The organism is uncultured Maribacter sp. (genome assembly GCF_963977385.1).
In the GTDB taxonomy this organism is placed as follows: Bacteria; Bacteroidota; Bacteroidia; order Flavobacteriales; family Flavobacteriaceae; genus Maribacter.
Window position 1 is genome coordinate 1 of sequence record NZ_CAXBOU010000009.1, and the last position, 24,270, is coordinate 24,270.

The 24,270-nt window shown below is 35.5% G+C and carries 24 protein-coding genes; all 24 read right to left on the reverse strand.

The genetic code is table 11. The features are described 5' to 3' along the window. Positions 1–169: 169 nt before the first annotated feature. Positions 170–436, reverse strand: coding sequence for a DUF5661 family protein (locus AAC084_RS10615; protein WP_339840157.1), 267 nt, complete (start codon positions 434–436; stop codon positions 170–172). A gap of 757 nt (positions 437–1,193) precedes the next feature. Further along, the gene (locus tag AAC084_RS10620; protein ID WP_339840158.1) at positions 1,194–1,481 is read right to left on the reverse strand and encodes a GIY-YIG nuclease family protein; all 288 of its coding nucleotides are present in this window, start codon (positions 1,479–1,481) and stop codon (positions 1,194–1,196) included. Between the two features lie 681 nt (positions 1,482–2,162). Further along, entirely contained in the window at positions 2,163–2,429 is a 267-nt protein-coding gene (locus AAC084_RS10625) for a DUF5661 family protein (RefSeq protein WP_339840157.1), read from the reverse strand. A gap of 689 nt (positions 2,430–3,118) precedes the next feature. Then, the gene (locus tag AAC084_RS10630) at positions 3,119–3,526 is read right to left on the reverse strand and encodes a nuclear transport factor 2 family protein (RefSeq protein WP_339840159.1); all 408 of its coding nucleotides are present in this window, start codon (positions 3,524–3,526) and stop codon (positions 3,119–3,121) included. Between the two features lie 62 nt (positions 3,527–3,588). After that, a complete protein-coding gene (locus tag AAC084_RS10635; RefSeq protein WP_339840160.1) occupies positions 3,589–4,395 on the reverse strand; it encodes a polysaccharide deacetylase family protein in 807 nt (268 codons plus the stop codon). A 443-nt stretch (positions 4,396–4,838) separates the two neighbouring features. Beyond that, the gene (locus AAC084_RS10640) at positions 4,839–5,063 is read right to left on the reverse strand and encodes a hypothetical protein (protein ID WP_339840161.1); all 225 of its coding nucleotides are present in this window, start codon (positions 5,061–5,063) and stop codon (positions 4,839–4,841) included. Positions 5,064–5,459: 396 nt separating this feature from the next. Then, positions 5,460–5,774 (reverse strand): hypothetical protein, encoded by a 315-nt coding sequence (locus tag AAC084_RS10645; RefSeq protein ID WP_339840162.1) that lies wholly within the window; start codon positions 5,772–5,774, stop codon positions 5,460–5,462. Between the two features lie 174 nt (positions 5,775–5,948). Beyond that, on the reverse strand, positions 5,949–7,175 hold the full coding sequence (locus tag AAC084_RS10650) for a PQQ-binding-like beta-propeller repeat protein (protein WP_339840163.1): 1,227 nt from the start codon (positions 7,173–7,175) through the stop codon (positions 5,949–5,951). After that, on the reverse strand, positions 7,099–7,812 hold the full coding sequence (locus tag AAC084_RS10655; protein ID WP_339840164.1) for a c-type cytochrome: 714 nt from the start codon (positions 7,810–7,812) through the stop codon (positions 7,099–7,101). Before AAC084_RS10655 ends, AAC084_RS10650 begins: the two co-directional genes overlap by 77 nt. A gap of 93 nt (positions 7,813–7,905) precedes the next feature. Further along, positions 7,906–9,180 carry an amidohydrolase family protein gene (locus tag AAC084_RS10660; protein WP_339840165.1) on the reverse strand — a complete coding sequence of 425 codons (1,275 nt, stop codon included), beginning with the start codon at positions 9,178–9,180 and terminating at the stop codon, positions 7,906–7,908. Positions 9,181–9,847: 667 nt separating this feature from the next. Further along, positions 9,848–10,600, reverse strand: a complete 753-nt coding sequence (locus AAC084_RS10665) for a type II CAAX endopeptidase family protein (RefSeq protein ID WP_339840166.1) — start codon at positions 10,598–10,600, stop codon at positions 9,848–9,850. After that, complete coding sequence (locus AAC084_RS10670) at positions 10,590–11,324, reverse strand: CPBP family intramembrane glutamic endopeptidase (RefSeq protein WP_339840167.1); 735 nt, start codon at positions 11,322–11,324, stop codon at positions 10,590–10,592. Before AAC084_RS10670 ends, AAC084_RS10665 begins: the two co-directional genes overlap by 11 nt. 116 nt (positions 11,325–11,440) lie before the next feature. Next, positions 11,441–12,118: a DUF6090 family protein gene (locus AAC084_RS10675; RefSeq protein WP_339840168.1), complete on the reverse strand. Its 678-nt coding sequence runs from the start codon at positions 12,116–12,118 to the stop codon at positions 11,441–11,443. 418 nt (positions 12,119–12,536) lie between these two features. After that, a complete protein-coding gene (locus tag AAC084_RS10680; RefSeq protein WP_339840169.1) occupies positions 12,537–13,205 on the reverse strand; it encodes a peptidylprolyl isomerase in 669 nt (222 codons plus the stop codon). 179 nt (positions 13,206–13,384) lie between these two features. Next, positions 13,385–14,065: an NAD(P)H-binding protein gene (locus AAC084_RS10685; RefSeq protein ID WP_339840170.1), complete on the reverse strand. Its 681-nt coding sequence runs from the start codon at positions 14,063–14,065 to the stop codon at positions 13,385–13,387. A gap of 76 nt (positions 14,066–14,141) precedes the next feature. Next, on the reverse strand, positions 14,142–15,002 hold the full coding sequence (locus tag AAC084_RS10690; RefSeq protein WP_339840171.1) for a PHB depolymerase family esterase: 861 nt from the start codon (positions 15,000–15,002) through the stop codon (positions 14,142–14,144). 32 nt (positions 15,003–15,034) lie between these two features. After that, the gene (locus AAC084_RS10695; protein WP_339840172.1) at positions 15,035–15,823 is read right to left on the reverse strand and encodes a DUF6090 family protein; all 789 of its coding nucleotides are present in this window, start codon (positions 15,821–15,823) and stop codon (positions 15,035–15,037) included. Between the two features lie 40 nt (positions 15,824–15,863). Next, positions 15,864–16,661 (reverse strand): class I SAM-dependent methyltransferase, encoded by a 798-nt coding sequence (locus AAC084_RS10700; RefSeq protein ID WP_339840173.1) that lies wholly within the window; start codon positions 16,659–16,661, stop codon positions 15,864–15,866. 125 nt (positions 16,662–16,786) lie between these two features. Continuing rightward, positions 16,787–18,670, reverse strand: coding sequence for a DUF885 domain-containing protein (locus AAC084_RS10705; protein ID WP_339840174.1), 1,884 nt, complete (start codon positions 18,668–18,670; stop codon positions 16,787–16,789). A gap of 282 nt (positions 18,671–18,952) precedes the next feature. Further along, positions 18,953–19,465 carry a PepSY domain-containing protein gene (locus AAC084_RS10710; RefSeq protein ID WP_339840175.1) on the reverse strand — a complete coding sequence of 171 codons (513 nt, stop codon included), beginning with the start codon at positions 19,463–19,465 and terminating at the stop codon, positions 18,953–18,955. Between the two features lie 424 nt (positions 19,466–19,889). Further along, complete coding sequence (locus AAC084_RS10715) at positions 19,890–21,506, reverse strand: carboxylesterase family protein (RefSeq protein ID WP_339840176.1); 1,617 nt, start codon at positions 21,504–21,506, stop codon at positions 19,890–19,892. 26 nt (positions 21,507–21,532) lie between these two features. Continuing rightward, positions 21,533–22,411 carry a sugar phosphate isomerase/epimerase gene (locus AAC084_RS10720; protein WP_339840177.1) on the reverse strand — a complete coding sequence of 293 codons (879 nt, stop codon included), beginning with the start codon at positions 22,409–22,411 and terminating at the stop codon, positions 21,533–21,535. A gap of 38 nt (positions 22,412–22,449) precedes the next feature. Continuing rightward, positions 22,450–23,148: an NUDIX domain-containing protein gene (locus AAC084_RS10725; protein WP_339840178.1), complete on the reverse strand. Its 699-nt coding sequence runs from the start codon at positions 23,146–23,148 to the stop codon at positions 22,450–22,452. Positions 23,149–23,379: 231 nt separating this feature from the next. Then, positions 23,380–24,237, reverse strand: coding sequence for a GNAT family N-acetyltransferase (locus tag AAC084_RS10730; protein WP_339840179.1), 858 nt, complete (start codon positions 24,235–24,237; stop codon positions 23,380–23,382). Between the last annotated feature and the right edge of the window lie 33 nt (positions 24,238–24,270).

The following is a 24,270-nucleotide window of genomic DNA, read 5'->3' on the forward strand; positions in this document are numbered from 1 at the left end:
CGAAGACCTAAAATTGTATCGAGAACAGGTTTGGAACACGCGAGCTTCTCGATACTAATTTTCTCGTACACTTCGGCAGGCTCAGCGACCACCTCGTAAATTCATTCGAAGTGATTATAAGCTAGAACTAGTATTAAATTATATACGGTTTTGGAAAATCGTTTTTGTCTTATTTTTTAGATTTCCAATACGCATCAGCTTCCTTCTCCATTTTTTCTAATCTTGTATAGTAGTCTGGGAATTCTTTAAGATGCGCCCAAGCAATCTTTCCTGTCAAGCTTTTGTCATTATTTGTGACATTGGTTTCAGGATATCTTGTTCCATGCTCAAATTCAACATTTAAACCCATTGTGAATTCTTCAAGGTTAATTTCATTCCAGTCAATTCCAAGGTCGGAACCGATTTGTTTCGCATCTGCTAAATTTAATTTTTCCATATTTTTTAGTTTTTTAAAATGTTGCCCAACGTTGTTATATGAGTACTAGTACGTATATCTATTTTTATACTAATTTGAACTATAGTAGTAGTGGGTGTTTACTTCGCTTGGTCTACTGCAATATAAATAATATTGATTTACATTTCTTCCGGGGTATAGTAAAGTTGAAAGGTAAACACTTCTTTTTATAGAAAATGGTGAGGGGTGGTTTTAGGTGTTGTGGAGTTAGTGACACACGAGTTCTCGATACAAATTTACTCGAAGTGACATTCTGACTTTAAACAAAAAGGCTAATAAGAGCTGAATTGAAAGCGCATTGTCAGTTCGAGTGGTTTTAGGCTGAGAGCAACGAAGACCTAAAATTGTATCGAGAACAGGTTTGAAATACGCGAGCTTCTCGATACGAATTTTCTCATACTTCTTAAATTCATTCGAAGTAACAATAGTACTTAAATTGAATAGGCTAACAAGAGCTGAATTGAAAGCGCATTGTCAGTTCGAGTGGTTTTAGGCTGAGAGCAATGAAGACCTAAAACTGTATCGAGAACAGGTTTGGAACACACGAGTTCTCGATACAAATTTACTCGTGTCTCGTAAATTCACTCGAAGTGACAATGTTACTTAGAACGAACAGGCTAACAAGAGCTGAACAAAAACGCCTTGTCAGTTCGAGTGGTTTTAGGTTGAGAGCAACGAAGACCTAAAATTGTATCGAGAACAGGTTTGGTACACGAATACTTATTGTTTTTATTTAGGTTTAAAATTTCTTCCTAGCCAAATTCGGTAACTCATCAAAGTCCCCAGCAATAAGCGCTCGTTTCTTGTCTTGTGACCATTTCTTAATTTGTTTTTCTGTTTCTATAGCTATATTAGGGTCGGTAAATTCGCAGTAATAGACTAATTCTAAAGGTCTCCTTTTGCTCGTGTAACTATCTTTGTATTTTCCTTTTTCGTGTGATTCTAGCCTTTCAGTAAGGTTTGATGTGATTCCGGTATAGAAAGTTTTATCGGAGCATTCTATTATGTAAACGTAGTATGTTTTCACTCTTTCAATTTACGATTTTGATGGTAACCAAAAAGCTTCTCGATACAAATTTTCTCGTACCTCGTAAATTCACTCGAAGTGACAACAGTAATTAGAACGAACAGGATAACAAGAGCTGCATGTAAAACGCATTGTCAGTTCGAGTGGTTTTAAGTTGTAATGAAATGGAAACTTAAAATTGTATCGAGAACAGGTTTGGTACACGCGAGCTTCTCGATACAAATTTCCTCGGACCTCGTAAATTCACTCGAAGTGACAACAGTACTTAGAACGAACAGGATAACAAGAGCTGCATGTAAAACGCCTTGTCAGTTCGAGTGGTTTTAAGTTGTAATGAAATGGAAAGTTAAAATTGTATCGAGAACAGGTTTGGTACACGTGAGCTTCTCGATACAAATTTTCTCATACTTCGTAAATTCACTCGAAGTGACATTCTGACTTTAAACAAAAAGGCTAATAAGAGCTGAATTGAAAGCGCATTGTCAGTTCGAGTGGTTTTAGGCTGAGAGCAACGAAGACCTAAAATTGTATCGAGAACAGGTTTGGAACACGCATGCTTCTCGATACGAATTTTTTCATACACTTCGGCTGGCTCAGCAAACACCTCGAAAGTTCATTCGAAGTGATTATAAGCTAGAACTAGCATTAAATTATATACGGTTTTGGGAAATCGTTTTTGTCTTATTTTTTAGATTTCCAATACGCATCAGCTTCCTTCTCCATTTTTTCTAATCTTGTATAGTAGTCTGGGAATTCTTTAAGATGCGCCCAAGCAATCTTTCCTGTCAAGCTTTTGTCATTATTTGTGACATTGGTTTCAGGATATCTTGTTCCATGCTCAAATTCAACATTTAAACCCATTGTGAATTCTTCAAGGTTAATTTCATTCCAGTCAATTCCAAGGTCGGAACCGATTTGTTTCGCATCTGCTAAATTTAATTTTTCCATATTTTTTAGTTTTTTAAAATGTTGCCCAACGTTGTTATATGAGTACTAGTACGTATATCTATTTTTATACTAATTTGAACTATAGTAGTAGTGGGTGTTTACTTCGCTTGGTCTACTGCAATATAAATAATATTGATTTACATTTCTTCCGGGGTTCGGTAAAGTTGAAAGGTAAACACGTCTTTTTTTTAGGAAAATGGTGAGAGGTGGTTATAGTTGTTGTGGAGTTAGTGACACACGAGTTCTCGATACAAATTTACTCGTGCCTCGTAAATTGACTCGAAGTGACATCCTGACTTTAAACAAAAAGGCTAATAAGAGCTGAATTGAAAGCGCATTGTCAGTTTGAGTGGTTTTAGGCTGAGAGCAACGAAGACCTAAAATTGTATCGAGAACAGGTTTGAAATACGCGAGCTTCTCGATACGAATTTTCTCATACTTCTTAAATTCATTCGAAGTAACAATAGTACTTAAATTGAATAGGCTAACAAGAGCTGAATTGAAAGCGCATTGTCAGTTCGAGTGGTTTTAGGCTGAGAGCAACGAAGACCTAAAATTGTATCGAGAACAGGTTTGAAATACGCGAGCTTCTCGATACGAATTTTCTCATACTTCTTAAATTCACTCGAAGTAACAATAGTACTTAAATTGAATAGGCCACAAGAGTTGAATGGGAAATGCCTTTAAAATTACTTTTCAGCGTCTGCCAACTTCTTAGTGTCAACAAATTGCTGAAAGGCACTAATTTTACCTTCATCATTAAGTGTCCATAAATGTGCTGCTTGCGCGTTATAGCTCTTACCGGTTGCTTTTACCTTAGCATCATACCGTAGTGTAGCCAAGACCATATTATCGTCCATACCATGGATTTTTACATCTTGTAAGGAAAAGTGTTCATGATTAGCGCCAAGACGTGCAAATACGCCTTCTAAAATTACATCTGGCCCAATGTAGGGGTTGTCATCTGAAAGCGAATTACTTTCGGCTTCGTTCCATTCGATTTTTGAATGCATCAATCCTAGTACAGCTGGTATATCGCCAGTTGAAAAAGCGTTGTACAATGAGTCAATAGTTTGAATGTTTTGATTGGTTCTCATGAATTTGGTTTTAGTTGGTTGTTAAATTTTCAGATATGTGGTATAAAATTAGGTGGCCTATATTATTCAATATTGCCTGATTGATTTGCTATGTAATTTGTAACATTATAAAAGGTATCTACCCAATAATCTTCTTCATTTTCTTTAAGGTAAATTAATAGTTCCTGTAATGCTTCATTAGATACGTTTAAGTAACCACCCCCAACACTGTGAAACATAAATGTGGCAATTGTCCCATTTTTTCTAGCCTCTTCTACATAAGCTATCAGTTCTTTGCCTGTATGACTGTCTACACACCAACTTGGCATAAAATTAATGTCAATATTTTGCATCGTATTTGGTATTGGGCCATCACTTCGTGCTGCTGAAAATTGTTGCTTCACGATATCTACGTAAGTCGAATCGCCATGGACTTTAAAGTTTGAGCAGGGATACCCATAGGTTCTATTCGTTTTTCCATCTACTGCTTTTAGTAATGTGTTGGAAGTATACAACTCCATTCGAATTTGCGCTCTAGAATAATTGTTTAAGTCATATTCAGGTAAAACCCAATCGAACAGCCTACCATCACATGGGTGAAATAAAGAATGATTGCCCAATTCATGGCCGTTTTCAACAATCTTTTTCCATTCAGGGGTACGATTATGTAAAGACTCTTTATTTCCTGGACAATAAAAAGTTGCTTTCATATTAAAGGAGTCAAGTATGGGTATGGCATTATCGAGATGAGAATCTTGACCATCATCAAAGGTTAAACAGACAGCGGCTTTTTTCTTTTCGGGCCATTTGAAGTCCTTATCTGAATCTTGAGCAAATGAAAATTCGAAGGTCGCTAGTATAACCAGTACATAAATGACTATTCTTCTCATAATTATATTTTTTTAGTAAAAATTTCAAATCACATGACAACCCTAAAAGGCTTACAACATACGCGTAGATGTACAATTACCTATGCCTATTGCTATCTAAATATTACGCTAAAGTGTTAGGGGAGTGTACTTTGCTTGAACTACTGAAAGATATAGAAATTTGTGGTAGGTTTTCTTGCGGGGTGCTGTAAAGTTGACAGAAAATAGTGCGGGGTAGTTTTGTGATTAAAACTACTACACTGTAGTACCCACCCCTAAATCCCCTCCAAAGAGGGGAGAATTTCGTTTTTGTTTTCGAAATTGTGGTTGTTGGGCGCTTCTAGTTCTAGAACTAATATTTCGTTTTATGTATCTAAAAAGCTAAATCACAGTCACAATCTGTTCCCCTCTTGGGAGGGGCTAGGGGTGGGTGTTTTATGTTTTGGGAATGAATAAAGAATGTGTTATTCTATAATCTCATAATCTATACTTAGCTTTCGCAAAGCTCTTAATGCGGAACCGGTGTTTTTATCATCCATTTCTATATCTACGGCATCACCTTCTAAGAGTATGTCTGTAAGTTCATTTGCTAGCGATGCACTACAGTTAGATGATATCTCTACAATACAATTGGCAATAGCCCTTCTATCTGGTCTTTGAGCATCACAAGACAATAAATTGATTTTCATAATGGTAGTTTATATATGCAAGATACCAGTGTTGGGTGAAGTATAGTCTTTAGGTTCACTATTATTCTGTTTTACCTTGTTGAAGTTGCCTTAAGATCTGCCTGTCCAGTTTATTCAACCATTCAATTATTTTATTATGGGATTCAATATCTTGTGTTATAGCCTCCAACTTAAAAGTTACGTTATTCCATAGCTCTAGATCATTGAAAAGAAGTTCAAAATTCGTTGGAGTGCCACCTTGTATAAGCCCCTTTCTATAATTCGGTAGTACAATTTCACTATAGTTCAGTTTTTTGATGATATATGGACCTATACAATCATTGAATCCACATAGTAATTGAATGCTAGTTTAACACTGTCATTTTGAACTTTTGATAAATACCCTTGATTTAAAAATTATTCTGTCACCGGAAAATTCAAGTCTAATACAAAAGCAGTTCCTAAAGCACCCAAGGTTTCTTTTAAAATAGGAATGGAATCATAGTTTTTAGAGGCTAAAATATTCAACGTCCTTTTGTTTAAAGATTCAATATACTTCGCATCTTCTATAAACGATTCTATGGTCTTGATACCCTCTTGAATTTCGCCATGAATACGTTTGTAATAATTTGCTACAGTATTACGGACTATCCTATCTGAATTCCAGTTGTTTATCTGTAACTCCATCAAGATACCGATGATGACCAAAACAATCTCACCTATGGCGTACATGAGATACTTACTGAATTTGTTTTCAGATACTAATCGTTGACGTATTTTTCGAAAGAATTTAACATGGTCGTATTTTAATGCTTGGGTTCTAACTTGCTTTGCACAAACAAAATTCTAGTAAGCTTTTGCTTACCGTTTTGTCCTTTGAATGAATTACTTTTTTAAATCAATTGTCTATTTAGCTTCAAAAGCTAGTAATACATTACCACCCATTTGAGAAAACTTCCCATAACCACTATTAATGAAAACCATGCCATTGGCAATTACCGGTCCTGGTCCATCTAATGCTCCTCCATGTGCCTTAACCCCATTTACGGTCTCATAGTCCTGTACCGTATTATAATCCCAAATGACATTTCCTGTCGCAACATCATGAGCTCTTATATGGCCATCGAGGTTGCCTGCGAAGACAACACCGTCAATTAATGTTGGAGCCGCAGAGTTCGCTGTAAAACAACCTGGCATACCTTCACAAAGGCTAAAATCTGGCACGGACTTCCAAAGAACTTCACCACTCATTACATCTAATGCGTACAATCCCGGACTTGCGGGATATTCGCTGTCGCCACCAAAAGCAAACCAATCAGAAATAGGTACATAGGCTACTTTCCCGTCAGTGGCTATTCCCCAATGTATACCACCCAAAGCACCTCCGCGTCCTAATCTTTTCTTCCAGATAAGTTGTCCGGTATCAGGATCCAAGGAATAAGCAACTCCAGATTTTTGACCTACAATGAGTACATCTTTACCATCTTGGTTTGTAGTAAGTACGGGGGCCATCCCAAAATCAACATCTGGCCCAGTTGGGTCAGGACAATGTTCACATGGCTCCATCTTTGTTCCATCTTCATTAAAAGTCCCAGTCACATAAGCATCTCCAGAGGTAGCCTGATACGTCCAAACCAATTCACCTGTTTTTAAGTTTAATGCCTGTAACGCATCAGAACTGTTTGTAGTAGGATATGAATTGTTCTCTCCGGTACCTATATATAATAGACCTCTTTTTTCATCGACCGTGGGACTACTCCAAACCGGTGCGCCTGATGGTCCGTATTTAGTTACTCCCGTGGAGCTTTTGGTTTGTGCTGTCGCTTCTTCTTGAACTACTCTGTGTCGCCATACTTCATTACCGATTTCGGCATTAACAGCTACCACCATACCAGAACCTTTACAACATTCGTACGATTCTTGACTTCCCATAGAAACTTCCATAGAAGAAAGTGGAACGTACACTATGCCATCTGCGTACGCAACAGTTCCGGTAACGGAATTAGGTGCTTCGGTCCTAACACTTTTGCTCCATAATAGGTCACCAGAATTGGCATTAAGCGCATAGACTTTGCAATTGAAATCTGCAAAAAAATACGTTTGTCTCACCATTGCTGTTTTGGCTAACAGCAATTCCTCCTCTTAAATTGCCATCGGTTTGATATATCCATTGCACACACCCGGTCTGCATATTCAAACAATAGACTTCACCGAATTGGCTGTTGAAAATGATACTGTTGTCGATTACGGTAGGGATTGCTCTGGTAGTGGTACCACCTTCAAACCCAAATGCCCATTTGAGTTTAAGATTAGGAACTTCAATTGCGGTTAAATTGGCATTTTCTTTTAGTACGTAGCCGGTACCATGATTATTACCTCCCCAGCCAGCAGAGGTTACGTTAGACAACTTAAAATTGGCATTTTCACACATATTCGGCGGAGTTGCCCCTTCTGTAAACTCAATTTTAGTTAGCATTTCGCCCAATGCTATTTTTTCCTTTCTACTTAACGAAGCGCCCTGCACTTGCATTTTCCCCGATTCAAGAGATGAAACTATACTCCTCGGAGTCATATAGGCTAAGTGAACTAAAGAAGGTGCTGTAAAAGAACCATTACCTGTATGACAAGTTGCGCATTGTTGGGTAAATAAAGCTTCGGCGTCTATTTTTTCAGTTAAGGTAGTATCGGTTTTGGCCGAATTCTCTTTACAAGAAATGAACACTACAAGTAATCCAAACAGTAGTAATGAATTTAGTTTTTTAGTCTCCATAATGCGCTTGTTTTAGGTTGGTTGTATTTCAGGTGCTATCAATTACATTTGTCTTTGTTTAAATTGTCAATATTAAAAAACTCTCAATTTTTCTTATTCTTCATTCTTATACACCACCCCATTTTTCATCACAAACTTTACATTTTCTAAGGTGGATATATCTTTAATAGGATTTGCATCAACGGCAATAATATCTGCAAGTAACCCTTGCTTTAATTCACCACGATCCGTAAGTCCAAGCATTTCGGCAGCATTGGTTGTGGCTGTTTTTATAGCTTCTGTAGTATTCATGCCACATTCTATCAATGCTGCAAATTCAATAGCATTTTTTCCATGAGGGATTATAGGCGTATCTGTACCAAAAGCAATTTTGACATCTGCTTTAATAGCATTCTTAAGGTTTTGCTTGGCAATAGGCATAACATAGTTCGCTTTACCTGCCATAACGGGATCCATTTTGTCGATCATAGGTTCAATTATAGTCGCAAGACCCCTTGTAGGAACTAAGTACACACCGTGTTCTTTCATTAAATTGATGCCTTCATCATCTATAATGGATCCATGCTCAATAGAATACACACCAGCCTTAATAGCTTCTTTAATACCTTCGGTACCATGTGCGTGGGCAGCTACTTTAATATGGTGTCGTGCAGCCTCGTCTACAATGGTTTTCATTTCTTCATTACTTAATTGTTGTGCGCCAATAGCATCTTCCATAGAAAGTACGCCTGCCGTAGCATGCATTTTTATGAATTTAGCCCCATGTTTAATCTGATACCTCACCGCCTGAATAGCATCATATTTTCCATTGATGATTCCGTCATTAGGTCCAACGGTCACCAACCCTTCGGCTAGACCAAGAGAAATATCTCCGTGTCCGCCACTTATAGAAATCATATGTCCTGAAGGGATAACCCTTGGTGCAGCGATCATACCTTTGTCAGAAGCCTCGGAAATGGCAACATCAATAAGTTCTGGTGTAATATGTAATTGCCCTATACTTCTTATGGTAGTGAAACCGGCCATTAATGTTTTTTCTGCATTGACTATTGCCCTTACAGTACCTTGGCTTGCACTTTCTTTATAAACATAATCCCAGCTACCTGTAAAATCACCGTCTAAATGTACGTGCATATCCATAAGACCTGGTAAAAGAATTTTACCTGTTAGGTCAATTATTTCGATGCCTTCAGGAAGTGCTTTTGGATTGATGGCTTTTATAAGTCCGTTTTCGATAAGCAGATTTGCGGGAGAAATTAATTTTCCTGTTCTAACGTCTAAATATGAATCTGCTTTGACCAATTTAGATTGTGCTTGTACTGAAATAGTAGTTGTTAAAAGCAGCAATAACAATAAGAAATGTTTCATAAATGGTAGTTTGGTTCTTGTGGCCTTTTATTGGGCCGGGTTAATAATATATATAGCAATAGTGAAAACTTACACGTATTCAACTCTTTCTATAAGGGGAGTTTGAATAGTAGTTTCAGAATTTTTAATAAAAATTAGTTTTGCTAAAGTGGTAGGGGAGTGTACTTAGCTTGGTCTACTGCAAGATACAGAAGTTTGATGGTAATTTTCTTATGTTCTTGAAATTCAAAGAAGAGCAATATTTTGATTGGGAAAATGGTAAGGGTGTTTGGGCTTTTAAACCTGAATAACCATTTCATTTTAAACATCATATTCATTATAGGTGAGAACAAGCAGTCTCTATTCTTATTCTTTTTTTTAAAAGTCGGCTACTAATAGATTTTTTACCGTTTCCATTTCACATGTCCAGCTATCTATAAACCATCGGCCATTTTCAATATAAGTTGAACACTATTTAGTCCTCTAGTATTGGTGTTCATTTTTGGGGTCGGTTCATATTTCAAAAGCACTCCAAACTTGTGCAATATTCCCATAAAGGGTAGCTATTCTGTTATTAACGTTTTCCATATATTTTTCTTCAATTGCTTGTACGAAAACTGAAGAACTCAATAGTCATGAAATAGCAAATAAGATATTTTTCATAGTTCAAAATGTTTTATGTGCAGCACTAACTTCTGATAATTGGATAAAAGATGCAATAAATCATTCCTAAGTTAAATGCAGAATGGCATATAATTGCTCCTAATATCGAACCTGAATTTTTTCTACATCGGTAAAATAAAATACTGACACAAAACATACTTAAAACCCAAATTAAAGTCGGTATGATCAAGAATTGCCATTGCTGATTCGTAAAAATTAGTCCGAAATGCGAAATATGGACGATAGCAAATGCAGAACTATCAATAATCGAAGCTCTTTTGTTACCCACTGAATTAGCAAAACTTGAATGGACAATTCCTCGAAAAAATAGTTCTTCTCCAATTGGGCTAAATGTCATTCCGGTCAATGCCATAATTACAAACATAGTGAGTTTACTCTGTTGGTCAATTTCAGTTGGAATTTTATAGGATTTTCCAATGTAGTAATACCAATTTTCATAGGAGTTACTATATATAGTTTCTCCCAAAAAGTAAAGTACAATGCTACAAACGATTCCAATTACGAATGCAATAATTAGCCACCGATAATTCGTAGGTTTTTTAATTCCGATTTTCTTTCTGCCAAACTTGCTTAAAAATATGAATGGTGCAATCGCTGAAATGACCATAATAAGGCCGATATAGCCATAGTTTGCGGTTTCATTAGCGTGTAGCACCAAAATAAATCGAGGAATACAGATTATTAGAATCAAAAAGAGTCCAAATTTCCAATCAAACTTGAAAACCTTATTCCAAAATGGTTTTAATTCATGCTCCATATTTTGTTTTAATTCTCTTTTTATTCAGCAAACATTTGTTCCAAACAATTATCATTATAATCCAAATCACTACACAGATTATAGTAATATTTATATCTCTTAAAATCATTAAAGCGTGAATTGAAGAAGCTACTAAAATTGAGTTGGTTTTATCAGTAGCATATGCCATAATGATTGACACTACAATTGATAAGAGAACAAAAATATGGATTCCACCAAATTGGTCAAAACCGTTAAATATTAAAAGATGCCAAAACCCCCAAAGTATTCCTGTTATAATTCCTTTAAGCCAAAAAGGAATAGATTTTAAACTATCATTTAAAAACCCTCTCCATGCACTTTCTTCGAAAATATCATAAATCAAAGTGGCTAGGCAAAATATAAATGCCCATAAATGAGTATTGATTCCAAAATCATTATTAAATCCAATTGCGGAATATCCAATTAGAAAAATACCTCCAAAAATCAAACTGAAAATTGGGTTTTTTCCAAGAAGAGTGGTTTCTCGTTTAACTTTAAAAATTCGATAAGCAATTATACTTGCTACAAGCAAAGCAATTCCGTGATTCCAACTAAAATTTGCATTAAAACCAAAAATAGGTTCCCAAATTTTTTCGATTAAATTAGGAAGTTGAACAAATAAATATGTTAATCCACACGCGAGAATGTAAAATAATCCAGTATTAATCCACGTTACATTTTTAGTGTTTTTAATTATTTTCATTCTTTTTTCGGCTATTTTGTCAAATTGCTAGCAACGGTTTTGGGTTTGAAACGTAGCGTGTGAAAAGACGCTGATTTTTTATGTTTTTTCTCAGTTCTTTGTTGTTCTTCTGTTTCCTAATTTATGCTATCAATTTCAGATTTGGCCAATTTTAACTGATTTAAGTACCATTCCATTTGAATATAATGATGATACAAATCATCAAGAAACTCAGAAAGTTGCTCAGGTTTCATTTCACGAAAGTGTCCAGTTCTTCTTTCATAACTATATTTTTTACTTAAAAAAGCCCATCTTTCGTCCAAAATTTGACCGTTATCAAGCAACCTATCATAAGTTGAATTATATAATTTAATAATCTTTTGTATTAATTTTTTATTTCTAAAAACAGTAATTTGATTTCCTGAAACCGCGGATTCATAAGAACCAGATATCGGGTAGAATGTGCGTTGTGTTTTAAAATAATTATCAAAAATGGAATCCAATGATTTTTTGTCATTAGCATATAAATTCGGTAAGTCACTATTTAAGACTTTATAAGCTTCTATTCTTGGTTCTATAATTTCTACTATCTGTTGAATGAAAGCTTTATCTTGTTTAAGGTCATTTTTTACGCTTGTAATAAATGCCTTTTCTGATTCGGATTGTTTTCTGGTTTCGTTCCAATTATTAATGCTTAAAGCAATTAAAATTCCAATAACAACAAGAATAATCTCACCAATTGCGTATTTCAGATACTTTCCAGCTTTTCCTTCTGAAAGTAAATTTTGTCTAATTTTTCGAAAGAATTTTATCATTGGTTTTTAGGTTGGTCCCGATGGCTATCGGGTTGAAGCACAATTTATGAATATGCTTACTAGTGCGTATTTCTTCTGTTTTCTAGAAATATAGTTACTAGTACTTATATCTGTGTTTTGGTGTTACAAACACTAATATGATGGGGGAGTGTACTTTACTAGGTCTACTGCAATATACAGAAGTTTGATGGTAATTTTCTTATGTTCTTGAAATTCAAAGAAGAGCATTTTTTAGTTCTGAACTTTAGAACGAATTTAGACTTTTAAACCGGATCAAGTTTATCATATTAATAGAAAAAAGTATCCTTTACTAGAGGTTAGTTTCTATAGTAGTTTTGGTGGAAAATGATAGTTCAAGAATGAAAACAGATGAAAAATAAGACCATACCTTTTCGGTTAAGTCCTTCGTTAAAACTTTTTACTTTATTTCATCTTTTGGACTCCTTTCAGTAATGTAAGCTTTCTTTATATAGTCTAACTTCGGATACTGATTTTTAAGATATTCATTTCCAAACTTATAAATAGAGTCTTGTTTTTCATCTAATTCTGCGCCATAACCATTGTAAAATGAGTTAGCAACATCTAAACCCGAAGTAATTTGAGCAACCACAGGGAATCCTGTTACATCCATAAATGCGATGGTATCTAAAAACGGGGTATTATCGTCTAAATTAATAAACAAGGCTGTACCTCTCGTTTCTGGTTCGCCACGGGCAAAACATAAAGTTCCTTTTGTGTTCTTTTTTAAAACAAGTTCATCTATCACTTTTATTTCGTTCCAAGCTTTATTGACAAGGCTGTCATTATGTATTCCAAATTGAGCGATATAATTAGGCAGTACCCTAAAGATTGCGATATCGGTATAGAAGCCGCTTTGTATCAATCCGTACAATCTATTTACCGCTTCAGGAGACCATTCTTTTCTTGATTCTATTTCAAAATTTCCTTTAGAAGTTTCAAATTTCGCCGTAAAATATGCCGGAGCTTCTACTTTGGCCCATTTTTGCTTGAAAGTAGATTTACAAGCAGTAATCAGTATTAGTAAGTAACAAAATAATAGGGTCTTGATTACTATAGACTTTTTCATATTAGTTTCTATTATTGTCAAATGACTTATTTGGACAGACGGCAGGGGGAGTGTTCTTTGCTTGGTCTACTGCAATATACAGAAGTTTGCTGTGTTATTTTGTATGTCATTGAAAGTCAAAAAAGAGCATTTATTTAAATTGTAATATGCGATTTAATTTTGGATGTTTTTTTGCTAGTCTATGTATTAATAGCATAAAACTCGTCCCATTGAAGCGCTTCGTACCCTTCACCTTCTTTCAGAATATTCTTTGCCATAGCTTGCCCCAAAACATTCACCGGAACACCTCTATATTTTCGTAGATTCCCGAATAATAGTGGTTTTAATAGTGGCCAAATTTTTAAGGTAATAGCTTGCCCAATACCGTAGCGGTTATTTGGGGTTAAAATCATAGAAGGTTGAAAAATACTTAGACGGTCAAAATTCAAGGCTTTTAGTTCATCTACCAATTCACCTTTGGTACGAAGATAAAAAGTGGATGAGGTTGAACTGATACCTACGGAGGCCAGTAATTCGAAATGTTTGACTCCGGCTTTTTTACATTCCGTTGCAAAATCCAATACCGCAGTTTTATCGATTTTTATAAATTCTTCTTTGCTGATTTTTGAAGGTTGACCAACGCCTAACGTACAAATAGCTGTAGTGTGATTTTGCACAAAACCCTGGTAAGAGCCAGCATCACTAATATCTATTCTGTGCTGTTGTACGTTACCTGCTGTTATGTTTGGAATAGGATTTCTGCCCAACAATGTAATTTGTTGAATGTTCTTGAGCAGAATTAGGGTATTTAAAGCTTCTGTGCCTACGGCCCCACTTGCGCCTAACATAACAACTGATACTTTATTAGATTCTATAGTCATGGTCAATTTTATTCTAATACTAAGATCGATAATTTAAAACACCTTTGACCAATTTTTGAAAAGAGAATGAACGTACTTAGTATTTACTGAAAAACTCCCGGATCAATTCATTGGCATTAATACCTGAATTTTCTAAAGTGGGTAGGTCATGTCCGAATTCCTTTAGCTTATAGTACCAGACCTCATTATCATTTATACAAGTTTTGTAATGATAGGCATCTATATTTTCTGAAATCGACAGTGTATCAATTTCGGTACATTGATTAAATGCACCCCAATATTCCATAACGGCATCCATGTGTGGTGCGCCACCCCATCCATATTCGGTAGACATGCTACCATCTATAGGAACAACTTCATCTTTCACTCCAGAGATTTGCAGAACTGGTATAGGTTGGGGAATTGTTTTTCTGTTATTCCAAACGAGTTCTGTCATAGTTCCCGTTACAGATGCGGCCGCTTTAAACACATCTGGTGCTTCTGCAGCCAAGGTATAACTCATGAAGCCACCATTAGAGATACCACATACAAAAGTTCTATCTGCATCTAGATTGTACGTTGTTTGCAGCTGTTTTGCAAGTGCTTTCAAATAGCCAACATCATCAATTGATTTAGAACCTAACCCACCCGACCAATAAGGCTGGCCCGTATTTACATCTAAGGTGCCTTGTGGGTAGCAAACAACAAATTTGTGAACTTCTGCAAGGCTATCTAATTGAAGGCTCTGCATATGGTCTTTTGCGTAACGGCCATAACTATGAAGCACAAAAACTAAAGGTGCGTTTTCTGGTAAATATTTCGGAATATAGAGTACATGTTCACGGTCTATGTTATTGTGATGAAACGTTGAAGTGTAGAGTCGTTTATTACAAGAATAATAGAGTAGTGGACACAAGATTAAGGTCAAAACGATTTTAAGTAGGTACTTATATTTCATCACCAAAGTTCTTTTATGACAAGTATACTTTTCTATTCGATCTCACTTTCAAGAATTTCAATAATTTTTTCCATTTTCTCTTTAAGTGTTTGTCCTTCTAAATTACAAACTTGAGAAAATGTAAAAATGAAAGTAACTAAACCTTCTAATCTTGGGTCTTTTAAAATAGCATCCACAGCTATTGGTTTTTGGCTTTTACCGATGGTTAAAATTTTGTCGTTTTTACCCTTATCCAAAAATCCCATTCTAAGTTCTTGTGCCCTCCAAAAAACGTGGTTTGCATTACGCATAATACCTACTTCTTTCATAAAAGGTATTATTTCAGAAATGTAATGGTCATGCTGTATATGTTCAGATTCTGAATAGGCCTTAACGTCTGATGTCCAATGCGACAGGGCTTGTTTCAACGAATCATTTTGTATCAATTTAATATTACCAGAATTCAGTACATCATTTTCGATGGGGTCGAAAGTAGGGTCCATGAAAAAAGTGGCGAATATAGCAGAAAGTGAATCTTCGCTAATGGTTATATCTTTTGAGGTAATCTCTAAAACGTTTTGACTTTCAGCTATTAGTTTGCGCCTCATTTCAATCTTATTCTCTAACTGAAGTAAGTTCGCTTTATAATCTGTTACTAATTGTTTCAGAAATACCTGTTCTTGTGCTACGCTTTTCTGATTTTCATTGTAGTTGTTTATAGCCAAGGCGATTAAAATTCCAATTACTACAAGCACAATTTCGCCAATTGCGTAAATTAGATATTTGCTGATTTTGTTTTCAGTGAGTAGTCGTTGACGAATTTTTCGAAAGAATTTTATCATAGGCGTATTTTAATGCGGCTAAATAATAGTGCTATATGTTTTATTTTTCAGCGTACCCGATCATCGCTGAATGTGGAAATGAATACCCATTTTCTTTTTTAAAAGGTTCGCAGTTTTTAATGAAGTCGGCTTTAATAGCTTCTTGCTTTTCTTTAGGGAATAAGTGCAAGTTGCCCCAATCCCAACAACCATTTATTAGAGGGTCAAGCGAATCCATTTTCCATTGTGTATCTAGCTTTTCTAGTTTAAAATTCTTCAAATTGGCGCGTGTAGCAAGTTCGTTATAGGTCTCAAAATCAGTAACTCCGAATAACGGTCCGTGAGGCAGTGCTGATAATTCGTGATGATTAGAGAAGGCTTGAAAAAAAGCTCCTAATGAACTTTGTTCTTCATTTGCTCCCCAAACTGCAAAAGCAAATTTTCCTTTTGGTTTTAAAACTCTGTTTATTTCTTTAAAAACCTTTTCGGGTTCCGCAAAATGATGTACTACAAAATTCGACACCACAACATCTTTAGAGTTATTTTCTAGAGGAATATTTTCTGCATCAGATTGTTTAAAGGCGATATTTTGATACGTAGCGTTAGCTTCCTCCACCATTTTTTCAGAAAAATCTATTCCGATAACGTCAGCTCCCGTTTCATTAATTTTCTTTGTAGAATTACCGGCGCCACAGCCAATGTCTAATACAGAGGTATCTGCGTTAATGTTTGTTTTTTTAATTAACAATGGAAGTGTTTCACTGGTTAAGGTAGCCCATGTTTCATTATAACTTGTAGAGCATCTTGTCCACGTATCCAGTTCATATTCACGAATTGCGTTGTTATTTGATATATTCATAGTATTGGTTTTAGAATGATGTTAGTGCATTTAACCCTTTCTAAGGAATTAATTTTAGTTACATGCTGTCTATCGTATTACATTTTAATTTTCTACATTTTTAGTAGTTCGTTTTCCTCTAAATTTCAGGAAGTACTTTTTTCACGAGTATCAGTAATGTAGTTGTTAATTACCTCTTCTAAGATATCTAAAGGCAGAGAGCCATTTTTTAAAACCGCATTATGAAACTCCCTCAAATCGAACTGACTCCCTAGTTCTTGTTTTGCTTTTTCTCGTAGTTCTAGTATTTTAAGCATTCCAATTTTATAGGCACAAGCTTGACCTGGCATTACGATATAGCGTTCAATTTCTGAGGTAACTTCAGATGTAGTCATACCTGTGTTTTCTACCATATACTCAATAGCTTCTTCTCGTGTCCATTTTTTATAATGAATACCAGTATCGACTACTAATCGCACTGCTCTGAACATCTCTGCCTGTAACCTGCCTAAATTACCATAAGGATCATTTTCATAAAACCCTAATTCCCAAGCTAAGCGTTCGGCATACAGCCCCCAGCCTTCAGAATATGCTGTAAAAGGAACCACCGTTCTAAATGTTGGCACGTCTTGTAGTTCATTTTGTATGGCAATTTGAAAATGATGTCCAGGTATACCTTCGTGGTATGCCAATGTTTTCATCGCAAATTTTATCGTTTCTTTAGTATCTCTTAAGTTAGCATAGAAAACACCACCCCTAGAGCCGTCCATTGCTGGGCCTTCATAATAGGCGCTAACTTGGCCTTCTTCCTTAAATATTGGAACACGTTTTACCTCCATACCTGCTTTTGGCATAATGTTGAAAGCTTTACTCATACCTTGGCTAATGTCATCTATGATACTTTTATAATCTTTTAGAATCAACTCGCGGCCTTCATTGGTATCTGGGTACAGAAATCGTTCTTCCTTATTAAGTAGTTGAATAATTTGTCCCATCGTTTTGGAAGAGTCTGAATAGTTTTCAGCCTCTAGTATAGCGGACATTTCTGACTTGATTCTGGCAACTTCCGACAGTCCAAGGTTATGTACCTCTTCAGGTGTATAATCTGTTGTGGTCATTTGCTTTAACATGTACCGATAATACGCATCGCCATTTGGTAATTTCCATACACCAGCATCATTGGTAGCTTTTAAATTTAGGTTTTCGAAATATGAAATAAGATTTTGGTAAGCAGGAAAAACGACCGTCTCAAGGGTATCTGCCACTTGATTTTTGTAAGCCGTCTTTTCTTCATCCGAAATGTCTTCCAATACATCAACTTTTGTTTCAAAATTGGTGTAGAGGATATTAGAGGTAACAGCAGATTTTTTGTTGGTTGACAGTTTTAAACTATCTGTTTTAACGTTAACAAACCCCTTCATTTCATTTAGTAAAATGATGTTAATGAATTTTGGTGTTATGATTCCTTTGTCTTCTCTTATTTTAAGACCTTCTATGAGTTGGGAAAATTTAGTCTCGAATTTTAATAAACGCGAGATATAGGCTTCAATATCACTTACGTTATCGAGTTTGTGAGTACTTGCCATCATGCTCGGTAAACCGCTTTGCACACCGAACATTTGGTTAACCGGATAGTCATGGTAGAAGTAAGGTTCAGCTTCTACCGTATTCATTTTCAAGAAGTAGCCTAAAATATCAGTGTTGAGTTGATTTTCTTCCGATTGATTATCATAATCATAACTCAATAATGTTTTATAATCTTCTTTTGATTTATTAAAGCCTTCCCACAGCTTAGCGTCCGAAATATCATCTAGTTCGTCTTTTGTCCAATCATAAATTACAGGGATACCCAAATATGTAGTTGTCTCTGGGCTATCTAAAACTAATTCAACAAATATTTTTTCATAGAAATGATTGATGTTAAAGGGCTTAAACCATATAAGATTGGTAAACCATAATCCTCCAAAGATTACTAATACCAATAAAGTTCTGCCTGTCCAAAATTTCCAAGTGCGTTTTTTTTTAGTCATGTTTAATGTTTAATAATGGTGGTTATTAAAAAATATCGAACAAACGGTAATACTTATCACTGCCAACATACTCCAAAATCAATGGAATCTAGATATTGATGCGAGTAGCTTCTGAATATTATTACTTACGCTAAAGTGGTAGGGGGAGTGTACTTAGATGTCTGAACTACAATATACTAAGATTGCCTTAGATATATGTTGTGATATGCCTAAAATGTTAAAAACCTCTAGTTAGAGAAATCTAACTAGAGGTTTTTTTAAGTATAAATTGTAAGTGTGTAGTTACACGAATAATAGTATTATAGTTAAGATTATTCCCCCTAGCGTAAAATAAAGACCTTTTTTAAAGACAGAGGTTTGTGGCATAAACATCCAAAAAGAAGAAACCACAAAAAACAATAATGAAAGACCAAAGAAAATATTTAACCAATATACAGGGCTGTCTGTAGTAGCCTTATGTAAATGTTCCATCTTACTTAAAATTGTAGGGAGTTCCATTTTTTTAATAGTTGCCATACCGGTTTTTGTATTGTACTCACCTTGTCTGAAATAAACGATATCACCTTCTGTTTTTTCAGGTTTCACTCCGCCTTTCATTCGTATTTCGGCACTTAATTCACCTGCTGTTAAGTTGGGTTTTAGTTGATTTTCGGTAATTACTTCACTCTTTAAAAAATCTGTATTTCTAAATATCATTAGGATGCCACTAATAGAATACATCGCCATAATGCCTGCTAGGAAAAAGCCTAAATAGCGGTGAATAATTCTCATGCGTAATCCGGTGGTCATTCTCATCTTTTATTGTTTATTGGTTTGTGTTTTTTCGCTGGCAAAAATATTCAATTAATGTTAAAACGAATTAGATGTTAAAAGTGTTAAATGGTTTAATACTGATTTAATTATTTTTTGTATTTAATGATTGAACTACTAGTCCGTGTAGTTTTGGACTGTAATTTATGCGAAGGATAAAAAATACTATCAGACAGACTTAACGACTACCTGTAAAATTAACTTGAAGTAATAACCAAGCAAATAAAGCAACCACCATCTTTATTTTATCGATTTATAAGAATGAAAAAAGCACTGGAAAGAATTTCTTCTCCAGTGCTTTTTGGTTGTTAAGCTAAATTAAAGCTTAGTGCTCGTTATGCGGACAGTATTTTGGGTGCCCGTTTCATAGCATATGTAGTTTAAGTATCTTTTTTCATTCAACTAATAACTAATTATTACCAACGAGTTCAAAAAGTTCTTTGTCTAGCTGAGGCTTAACTTCACACGTAACATCGAAATGCATAGTGGCCGTATTGCTACTGTTATAGGCAGGCCAATCAGGAAGACCTTCATGATTAGGATTGCCTGTTTTTGCAAAATTAATCCATGCACCGCTCATTTTGCCTGCAAGCTCGTGCGCTTCTTGGCCACCACCTGTCATGTGATTGGCAAGGTCGATGTTGTCAAAAACAAACGGAAGTTCCATACAGTGCAAGGCTTTATACTTACCATCGAAAACTGGAGATTGCCATGTGAATAAATACATATACACAGGAGCTCCTTTTAAGCCCGACTTATCGTTTGCTTCAAGTACGGCACCAGGTCTGAACATGGTGTCAACATCTAAAAGGTCTTTCGCATCAGTATCATTCGGGTAGGCTTTTTTAACCGCCTTTACATAAGCATCAGCCTTGTTTTTGTAGGTATCTTTAATATGTTTCATTATAGTTTCTTCAGATGCCCCTATGAAGCGCATATTGGCAAAAGGCGCAAATTCGTTCTTTGCAGTACCGATCATGAAAGGAATGTCTTTTGATACTGCCAACGCTTCTTTAGAGCCTAATTGATACGGAAGTACGTTTCCATCTTTACTAGGACCCCAATTAAGTCCGAATCCGATAACAGGTTTTCCTGCAGCTTTCATTTTTTCGGCCACTATTTTTAATGCTTTACTACTAGCATTGGCTAATTTCTCGAACGGAACATTTTGAATACTATCTACTGAACTATCCTCTAAACCAAGTATATTCAAGGTTTCTTTAGCAATTGCTTGGGTATCTTCTTTTTCTAACATTGCAGTTTTAAACGAACCACTTTGGTTGATAGCTTTATGAAACAGGCCTTTTGCTTTTGGCATAGCCATAAGTGTAGTTACTTTTGCGCCTCCACCAGATTGGCCGAATATGGTAACATTATTGGGGTCGCCACCAAAATTAGAAATATTGTTCTTTACCCATTCTAGCGCAGCGACCATATCCATAATACTATTGTTCGCAGAATTCTTGTATTTATCGCCATAGGCGGATAAATCTAAAAAGCCCAACACGTTTAAACGGTGATTGATAGAAACGACCACCACATTACCTTTTTTGGTTAAATTTTCACCATCGTAAGAAGGAAGTTCATGGCTAGAACCAGTCGTGAAGCCGCCACCATGAATCCAGAACAGCACCGGTCTTTTCTTATTGTCAGATACATCAGGAGACCAAACGTTTAAGCTTAAGCAATCTTCATTTGTGAAGCCCCAATCATGATCAAATACAAATTCAGATTCATCTTGTATTGAAGTTGTAGGTGTGATTAATGGTGAAACAGCACCATACATGGTAGTACTTCTAACATTATCCCATTTTGCTGGTTTTTCGGCAGCTTCAAAACGTTTCGCTTGGGCATATGGTATTCCTTTGTAGGTATGGATGTCGTTGTGGATATATCCACGAACTGGTCCATTCTCGGTTTCTGTCACCGGAACTTGCGAACCGGTAACAACGATGTCTTGAGCAGAAATTGAGGTGCTAAAAGTGATAACGACCATTATGGTCATTAGTTGAATATAGTTTTTCATTTTGATTGTACTAAGTTGGCAATCGACTATTTAAAGCCTATTTCTTTAAGTCCTTCATGGCTAATTTTAATGGCTTCTAATGGTTTTAATCCGTCGAAAGTCATGTCTTGCTCAACCATGTAATATTTCATACCAGATAGTTCTTTGTTATCCAATATATTCTTGAAATTGATAGAACCTTTACCTACAGGGGCAAATCTACCTTGTTCGTCCATATCCTTTACATGCCAGATTTTGAAACGACCTGGGTATTTGTTGAAATATGCAATAGGATTAGCTTCTGCTTTAGTTACCCAATATAAATCCATTTGAAAGTTCAATAATTTAGGATCCACATTTTCCAATAAGTAATCGATTGGAACAATACCATCAGCGTTCTTTTTGAATTCAAAATCGTGATTATGATACAGTAATTTTAACCCTGCCTTATTGGCTTTTTCACCTAGCGTAGTTAAAATATTAGCCAAATCTTCTACGGTTCCGTTCATACCCATGCTCATTTTTTCTCTATTGAACTCGAACATGCCCATTGGTGGCACAGGAATTACAAAATATTTGAATCCAGCAGCTTTAACATCGGCCATCATTTGATCTGCATTCTCTAAGGTAACTGAGCCTTGGTGAGTACTAATTGGCTTAAGCTTCAAAGATTTTAGTAATTTTTTAAACTCAACCGGACTCATATCATAAAATTTGCCGTCTGCATATCCTGCAGCTTCAATGTTTTTGTATCCAGCATCTGACACCGCTTGCAATGTAGCTTTAGCATTTGTACCCATGTCATCTCTAACAGTATACAATGCAAGACCACCTACTTTAGATTGCGCATACGTTGCAATTGAACCGAAGATAAATACGGTTAGGGCTAAACATTTAAAAATGTTGTTCAAGATTGATTTTTTCATTGTTGTTGTTTTAAGCGTTATGATTAAGTTTTTATTATTTATTTAAAGCTGTATAAATAAGGGGCTTTATGGGCTTTACCTTGAAAAAGTTTTTCATGCCTTTCTAAAATGTCCAGAGACAACATTTTTCTTTGAAAGGTGGTTCGTCTTAATTCTTGATTCAGAATGGCCTCAAAAACTAATTGTAATTGTTTCATGGTAAATTTTGAAGGTAAGAGATTCATACCTATCAGTTTTTCACTCAAATTATTACGAAGTACCTGCAAGGCTTTTTCTACTATTTTATTGTGATCCATCATTAATTCAGGCAATTCATCTATAGCATACCAATCTATACTATCTGAATAATGATCAGGCTTTGGGGTTACTTCTTCGTAATTGATTAGAGCATAATACCCAACTGTTACAAACCTTTGCAACATCCAGTTATTTTCTTCGGTATCATCATCATTGGCAATAAGCAAACGCTTCATATGCCCAGGGTCTGCTCTATTCACATCACCAAATATGTAGAATTGATCTAAGAATACATTATCAAGACCTGTTCGATCTTTTACCCCTTGCTTTACGGCATCATCTAAACTTTGATTTTCTTCGACAAACCCTCCAGGAAGTGCGAAAAGACCTGTATTCTGATATTCTAAAATGAGGATTTTAAGTAGTTTTCCGTTGAAGCCAAAAATGACACAATCAAACGAAAGGTTATGTATGAAATTCTTATTTTCTAAACCTTTCATGGATTACATTGATAAATTTTAATTGCCTTTTTCAAATAAAGCACAAATTACCACGCAAACAAAGAATTATTGTCATAAAGTGAGACAATGATGTAAAAGCACTGATTTTGAATAGCTAACTATTCAAAATCAGTGCTTTTGTTAAATATAGAATATCCGGAAAAGTTGAATATTCAATTCAATATTAATAGTACCCGAAAGTTCAAGAATCAACTGTATTACTATCGAGGTTTAGACATCCTCATTTCCTTTAAAATACCAAATATTCATACTTTCCATGGTATCACGAACCACGCAGTTATTCGTCAATGTTCCCGCAAGAATGAAACCGTGTTTACTATAGGTAATATTGAGTCCGTATGAAGTAGCACGAACTAGGGAGTATATAGTTTTGCATCCCGAGGTTTTCATCTTTTCTTTAATATCCTGTACTAGGAAATAAGATAAATTTTGACCACGATAATCGGGATGTGTAACAAAATCGACGATTTCCAAATTTGATTCCGTTTCGTGTATATCCAAAATAGCTGAAACTAATAATTCCCCATTTTCAAAAAGTCCGTAGAACTGATGCTTCAATTCATGCAACATTGAAAAGTGGCCAACATCCTTAATCTGGTTCGGATGGTATTTATAAGCCTTTTTATGCAAATCTTCCAACAATGGAAAATCTGCAGAGGTCAGTTTTTTGATTTGCGTATTTAGGGGTAAATCAAAATGTGAATCTGTCTGTGGTTTATTCGCAGCAAGTGCAATCGATTTTACGGACTCAATCGTTTTGCGACTTTTCTCATCATTTATATGCCGTTCTTTTTTAATATAATCTGCAAGGAAATAACCGTCTATTGTACCGTTGTACAACCCAGGAATTTTAGCTTCTACTGTAAAACCGTTAGATTGTAAAACTCCCATAGAACTTTCGGGTGCCCTGCTAAGAATCTTTTCATATTTTTTTTGCTTTGCTAGGGCCTTCATTTTTGAAACTAGAATTCCTAAATCAGCGTTGTTTGCTTCAGTGAAATAAATGCGATTGTGCATATTCCCATGGTATACCAATGCACCATCTATGGTTTCTATTTTTTCGAACATTAATTGTGATTTAGCTTTATGAATCTGAAAATT

What these genes read in the sequence shown, in the direction of transcription:
- AAC084_RS10720 (WP_339840177.1), bottom strand. Translation starts at nt 22,411, where the DNA reads ATGAAAAAATCAATCTTGAACAACATTTTTAAATGTTTAGCCCTAACC.
- AAC084_RS10670 (WP_339840167.1), bottom strand. Translation starts at nt 11,324, where the DNA reads ATGAAAATAATTAAAAACACTAAAAATGTAACGTGGATTAATACTGGA.
- AAC084_RS10645 (WP_339840162.1), bottom strand. Translation starts at nt 5,774, where the DNA reads ATGTACGCCATAGGTGAGATTGTTTTGGTCATCATCGGTATCTTGATG.
- AAC084_RS10710 (WP_339840175.1), bottom strand. Translation starts at nt 19,465, where the DNA reads ATGAGAATGACCACCGGATTACGCATGAGAATTATTCACCGCTATTTA.
- AAC084_RS10685 (WP_339840170.1), bottom strand. Translation starts at nt 14,065, where the DNA reads ATGACTATAGAATCTAATAAAGTATCAGTTGTTATGTTAGGCGCAAGT.
- AAC084_RS10635 (WP_339840160.1), bottom strand. Translation starts at nt 4,395, where the DNA reads ATGAGAAGAATAGTCATTTATGTACTGGTTATACTAGCGACCTTCGAA.
- AAC084_RS10680 (WP_339840169.1), bottom strand. Translation starts at nt 13,205, where the DNA reads ATGAAAAAGTCTATAGTAATCAAGACCCTATTATTTTGTTACTTACTA.
- AAC084_RS10700 (WP_339840173.1), bottom strand. Translation starts at nt 16,661, where the DNA reads ATGAATATATCAAATAACAACGCAATTCGTGAATATGAACTGGATACG.
- AAC084_RS10615 (WP_339840157.1), bottom strand. Translation starts at nt 436, where the DNA reads ATGGAAAAATTAAATTTAGCAGATGCGAAACAAATCGGTTCCGACCTT.
- AAC084_RS10695 (WP_339840172.1), bottom strand. Translation starts at nt 15,823, where the DNA reads ATGATAAAATTCTTTCGAAAAATTCGTCAACGACTACTCACTGAAAAC.
- AAC084_RS10665 (WP_339840166.1), bottom strand. Translation starts at nt 10,600, where the DNA reads ATGGAGCATGAATTAAAACCATTTTGGAATAAGGTTTTCAAGTTTGAT.
- AAC084_RS10675 (WP_339840168.1), bottom strand. Translation starts at nt 12,118, where the DNA reads ATGATAAAATTCTTTCGAAAAATTAGACAAAATTTACTTTCAGAAGGA.
- AAC084_RS10625 (WP_339840157.1), bottom strand. Translation starts at nt 2,429, where the DNA reads ATGGAAAAATTAAATTTAGCAGATGCGAAACAAATCGGTTCCGACCTT.
- AAC084_RS10690 (WP_339840171.1), bottom strand. Translation starts at nt 15,002, where the DNA reads ATGAAATATAAGTACCTACTTAAAATCGTTTTGACCTTAATCTTGTGT.
- AAC084_RS10725 (WP_339840178.1), bottom strand. Translation starts at nt 23,148, where the DNA reads ATGAAAGGTTTAGAAAATAAGAATTTCATACATAACCTTTCGTTTGAT.
- AAC084_RS10640 (WP_339840161.1), bottom strand. Translation starts at nt 5,063, where the DNA reads ATGAAAATCAATTTATTGTCTTGTGATGCTCAAAGACCAGATAGAAGG.
- AAC084_RS10660 (WP_339840165.1), bottom strand. Translation starts at nt 9,180, where the DNA reads ATGAAACATTTCTTATTGTTATTGCTGCTTTTAACAACTACTATTTCA.
- AAC084_RS10655 (WP_339840164.1), bottom strand. Translation starts at nt 7,812, where the DNA reads ATGGAGACTAAAAAACTAAATTCATTACTACTGTTTGGATTACTTGTA.
- AAC084_RS10630 (WP_339840159.1), bottom strand. Translation starts at nt 3,526, where the DNA reads ATGAGAACCAATCAAAACATTCAAACTATTGACTCATTGTACAACGCT.
- AAC084_RS10730 (WP_339840179.1), bottom strand. Translation starts at nt 24,237, where the DNA reads ATGTTCGAAAAAATAGAAACCATAGATGGTGCATTGGTATACCATGGG.
- AAC084_RS10705 (WP_339840174.1), bottom strand. Translation starts at nt 18,670, where the DNA reads ATGACTAAAAAAAAACGCACTTGGAAATTTTGGACAGGCAGAACTTTA.
- AAC084_RS10715 (WP_339840176.1), bottom strand. Translation starts at nt 21,506, where the DNA reads ATGAAAAACTATATTCAACTAATGACCATAATGGTCGTTATCACTTTT.